At 39.4% G+C, this 4,006-nt stretch carries 8 protein-coding genes and 1 pseudogene; 5 read left to right on the top strand and 4 right to left on the bottom strand.

Annotated elements, in window-relative coordinates; genetic code table 11:
• The coding region (locus tag NTU69_10630; protein MCX5803965.1) for a hypothetical protein at nucleotides 1-478 on the bottom strand (478 nt) is incomplete at its 3' end.
• 396 nt (nucleotides 479-874) lie between these two features.
• Nucleotides 875-982, bottom strand: a pseudogene (locus NTU69_10625) (prepilin-type N-terminal cleavage/methylation domain-containing protein).
• Between the two features lie 458 nt (nucleotides 983-1,440).
• Between NTU69_10625 and NTU69_10620 the strand changes: the two are divergent.
• The 5 genes from NTU69_10620 (at nucleotide 1,441) to NTU69_10600 (ending at nucleotide 3,244) form a co-directional block, all read left to right on the top strand.
• Nucleotides 1,441-1,671, top strand: coding sequence for an AbrB/MazE/SpoVT family DNA-binding domain-containing protein (locus tag NTU69_10620; GenBank protein MCX5803964.1), 231 nt, complete (start codon nucleotides 1,441-1,443; stop codon nucleotides 1,669-1,671).
• Nucleotides 1,668-2,072 carry a type II toxin-antitoxin system VapC family toxin gene (locus NTU69_10615; protein MCX5803963.1) on the top strand — a complete coding sequence of 135 codons (405 nt, stop codon included), beginning with the start codon at nucleotides 1,668-1,670 and terminating at the stop codon, nucleotides 2,070-2,072. The genes NTU69_10620 and NTU69_10615 overlap by 4 nt, the downstream gene beginning before the upstream one ends.
• Before the next feature lie 148 nt (nucleotides 2,073-2,220).
• Nucleotides 2,221-2,526: a nucleotidyltransferase family protein gene (locus tag NTU69_10610; protein ID MCX5803962.1), complete on the top strand. Its 306-nt coding sequence runs from the start codon at nucleotides 2,221-2,223 to the stop codon at nucleotides 2,524-2,526.
• Nucleotides 2,513-2,860, top strand: a complete 348-nt coding sequence (locus NTU69_10605; protein MCX5803961.1) for a DUF86 domain-containing protein — start codon at nucleotides 2,513-2,515, stop codon at nucleotides 2,858-2,860. The genes NTU69_10610 and NTU69_10605 overlap by 14 nt, the downstream gene beginning before the upstream one ends.
• A gap of 81 nt (nucleotides 2,861-2,941) precedes the next feature.
• Nucleotides 2,942-3,244: a HigA family addiction module antitoxin gene (locus NTU69_10600; protein MCX5803960.1), complete on the top strand. Its 303-nt coding sequence runs from the start codon at nucleotides 2,942-2,944 to the stop codon at nucleotides 3,242-3,244.
• A 22-nt stretch (nucleotides 3,245-3,266) separates the two neighbouring features.
• On the opposite strand, the gene NTU69_10595 is transcribed toward NTU69_10600, so the two are convergent.
• Together NTU69_10595 and NTU69_10590 are read right to left on the bottom strand one after the other, a co-directional pair.
• Nucleotides 3,267-3,566, bottom strand: coding sequence for a type II toxin-antitoxin system RelE/ParE family toxin (locus tag NTU69_10595; protein MCX5803959.1), 300 nt, complete (start codon nucleotides 3,564-3,566; stop codon nucleotides 3,267-3,269).
• Nucleotides 3,556-3,807 carry a type II toxin-antitoxin system Phd/YefM family antitoxin gene (locus tag NTU69_10590; protein MCX5803958.1) on the bottom strand — a complete coding sequence of 84 codons (252 nt, stop codon included), beginning with the start codon at nucleotides 3,805-3,807 and terminating at the stop codon, nucleotides 3,556-3,558. Before NTU69_10590 ends, NTU69_10595 begins: the two co-directional genes overlap by 11 nt.
• Nucleotides 3,808-4,006: the final 199 nt, after the last annotated feature.

Below are 4,006 nucleotides of genomic sequence, written 5' to 3'. Positions count from 1 at the left end.
TGCTTTCAAGATACTTTAAGAAATACATTATAACCAGAGGAAACCATGGGACTGCCAAAAGATGAGGAAGGAGACTATGGACGGATAAAAGGTATCCTGAGAGCATGAATATAACCCCACCCACAAATGAAGCGAGAGAGGATGTTTTCAAGTATCTTAAAAACGCATACACTGAAACTCCAGCAAATATAAAATGGAGGATAATGAACCAGTTCCAGACAATATTAAATGGCAAGAATAAAAAGAATATATGGGGTGGATAAAATATACCTGGTTGGAGGGTTGCAAGGAGAGGAATACACGAAGAATTATAGGGATTCCAGAGGGGTATCTCGAAAGACCTTACAAGGCTTACCCAGAGGTAACGAGGTGGTATAAAAAAAGCAGAAAGATCTCGCTCTATGAATATATATGAAGATGGAAGCACAGGATGGAAGTAAAGAAAAATGAGAAAAAGAAATATGGGGATTGCGAACATTATACAAAGAAGGGGCCTTGATCAAGCCCCTTCGTGAGAGATAGTTCAAAACAAAATATTATTCTGTTACCAGTTTGTACAGTCAATGCCGGCAGCACGGGCCCACGAGCATTTTATAAGTCCAGGGTCAGCTGCTTTATCCGTATAAGTAGTTGGACCTTGCATACTAAAGGTGTATGAACCTGCACCTGAAATTAAAAATGTGCATATAGTGCCGGCAACATTCATTGCCACACCTTGAATATTGGCATTGGTAACAAGTGTATCTAAGTTATACTTGTTACCAGCAAAAAACCCGGTGGTTTTCAAATTGTATTCAGCATAAAGAATGCTGTTTGCACCCCTTAAGGCTCCAAGAAGACCCTGTGCTGTGGCATCGCCTGCCTGCTCTTTTATCTCCATATACTTAGGTATTGCAACTGCAGCCAGAATACCAATAATGATGATGACGATAATAAGTTCTATCAGCGTAAAACCTTTTTGATTCCTAAGTGTCTTCTTCAATTTATCTCCTCCTATGATATTATAACTTAAATAGTGCACAAATATTATATGCAAATATCGTGCCACAACAGTTCATAGATCATAGCTCATAGTTATACGTACGGGTTACAGGATATATAGTGGATATACACCACCAGGTTAGCAGATATAGTATATACAAATCATAAAGCTTTGAGCATCTGTTTTCTACCCCATACCTCTTACAGTGCCCGAAGGTAACCAAAAGCTACAATTTTTGTGGTTAAGCTACTCAAATTGTTGATGAATTGACTGGCCGAGAGCAGGATTCCAGGGGTCCAGGGTTCTAGGATTCCAGTGGGTTTTATTCACTTGAACCCTTGAATCCTTGAATCCTAAAACCCTATTTAGTGAACTAAGAGCTAAATTGATTGACAAAAACATCAATTGGTTATACACTATTAAAAATAGTTTAACTATATAACAAGGAGGTTAAACATATGTACACACTTAAAACATTATCCAAGGGTCAGATTGTGATACCTGCGAAAATACGAAAAAAATACAACATAGAACCAGGAAAGGAAATCTTTCTCATGGAATATGGAGGAATAATATACCTTATCCCGCCTGTAAAAGACGCAGTAGAATCGGCCTGTGGAATCCTGCCCTCAAAACCTTCTTTGTCAGACATGCTTTTAAAAGAAAGAAAAAGCGAGTTCACAAAATGAAAAGTAAACCATTTATATTTGACAGTCACGCACTCTTGAAATTTTTTCAGAGAGAAGAAGGACACGAAAAGATTATCCAGCTTCTTGAAGATATTAGAAAACAAGGCACGCCAAAGTATATTAATGCTATAAATGTCGGCGAAATGATCTACGTTATAAAAAGAGAGTTTGGCGACCAGAAAAAAGTAGAGGTTCTTGCCAATATTGAAAGGCTGGGATTTACTACCTTACCTGTCCCTAATGCCTTGATATTCCAGGCGGCTGAATATAAAGCAATATATAGCATTTCTTACGCTGATTGCTTTGTCCTTGCTTCAGCTATTGAACATAAAGCAACTATAGTCACCGGCGATCCAGACTTTACAAAGGTAAGTGATCTCGTTGATATTCTCTGGGTTTAATCAGCTCATGGTTCATCGTTCATAGCACTTGCTGAGAGCTAAGAGCCGAGAGCAGAGAGCTAAATAGTTCATAGCATAAAATAAAAACAATATTTTTTGCATGAATTGGCAAAGTGATTTATAATACATGATGCAAGAGGCTGTGAAAATGGCAAAAAATATTACATTATCTAAAGAAAAAATAGAGGAATTCTGCCGCAGAAATCTTATACGTAAGCTCGCATTATTTGGGTCTGTATTAAGGGATGATTTTTGTCCGGAGAGTGATATAGATGTTCTTGTGGAGTTTGAGCCAGGAGCAAGAGTTGGTTTTTTTGAACTCTACGATTTGGAACAGGAGTTATCAGGCGTTTTCGGCGGAAGAAAAGTAGATATAAATACGCCAAAATGTTTAAGTAAATATTTTCGGAATGAGGTCTTAACAACAGCAGAGGTGCAGTATGTCAAACCGTGATCCAATGGTACGTCTTCTCCATATGCGTGATTATGCAACCAAGGTAGTATCTTTAACTGCCGGAAAGAGTAAAAACGACCTGGAAAAAGACGAAATATTTTGTCTCGCCATAACCCGACTTGTTGAACTTATTGGAGAGGCTGCAAGCCAATATCCAAAAGACATGCAGAAAAGATACCCACAAATTCCATGGCCAAAGATTATAAACATGCGGAACAGGCTTATCCATGGCTATGATTTTGTTGACTATGACATATTATGGGATTCTATCACTATAAACATTCCACAGCTTCTCATCGAGCTTGATAAAATTCTTCCTCTGAAATCTGAATAACCAATGGCGTATTTGCTTCACCTGGCAAGAAGGTGATGCGTATGAGGTAGAAATAACCGACTATCATTAGGGAGGAGACTTATGAAAAAGAAGCTACATCCTGTACATCCGGACGAAGTTCTTTTGGAAGAATTTCTCAAGCCAATGGGTGTAAGCCAAAACAGACTGGCACTCAATATTGGTGTGCCACCGCGCAGAATTAACGAGATTGTTCTTGGCAAGCGGGGAATTACTGCTGATACTGCTCTACGGCTCGCAAAGTTTTTTGGAACATCCGCTGAGTTCTGGCTTGGTTTGCAATCACAATATGATTTAGATGTCACCGCTGAAAAGCTTGGTGAAAGATTGAAGCAAGAAGTAAGAGCCTATGCAAACGCTGTATGAATAAAAAGATTCAGTTATTTGGCTATTTTTTGTGTCGTATCAGCTTCTTGTAATCTTCGTTGCGATTGATTATCGAACCAATCAGGACTTTCTTCTTTGCTTCGTCTATTGCATAGATTATTCTATACTCTCCCTGATCCACCCTGTATCCGGTCAACCCCTGATAATTGAAATTTACCAGCTTTTTCGTATCCTGCGGGGAGGGATTCCTTCTCAAAGAGAGAATCTTCATAACAACCTGTCTCAATGTCTTGGCATCAGCACTGCCCAGAGATTCAAGTCTTGATAAGGCATTTTCAGAAAACTCTAATTTATAGCTCAATATTCACCTTTTTTGCCACTTCTTCAAGTGTATAGAATTTGCCAGTCTTTATAGTCTTTTCAAGGAGTTTGGATTCGTATATATCCTCGAGAGTTTCAAGCTTCTTATAATCATCATAACCTATCACAACGGCTACCGGGTTGTTCCTCTTTTTAATGAGCACCCTCTCTTTCCGGTGCTCAGCAAGGTTCACAATCTCTGATAGCTTTGCTTTTGCGCTTGCAAGGTTTAAGGACTTCATGTTTCACCTCCTTGTGGTCATTAGGTTTTGTCAAAATTCATCTCCCCCTCTCCCTTTAGGGGAGAGGACCGTCATTGAGAACAGACGGAGCTGCATACTCATCTCCCCTCTCCCCTTGGGGGAGAGGGTCAGGGTGAGGGGTGAGAAGAGCATCTCGAATGGTCTCCAAAACACCTTCTAAGTTATCGAATACCTGATT

It is taken from the genome of Pseudomonadota bacterium (genome assembly GCA_026388215.1).
Taxonomy (GTDB): Bacteria; Desulfobacterota; Syntrophorhabdia; order Syntrophorhabdales; family Syntrophorhabdaceae; genus JAPLKF01.
Note: the sequence above shows the minus strand (reverse complement) of the source record. Positions and strands in the feature narration are given on the sequence as shown.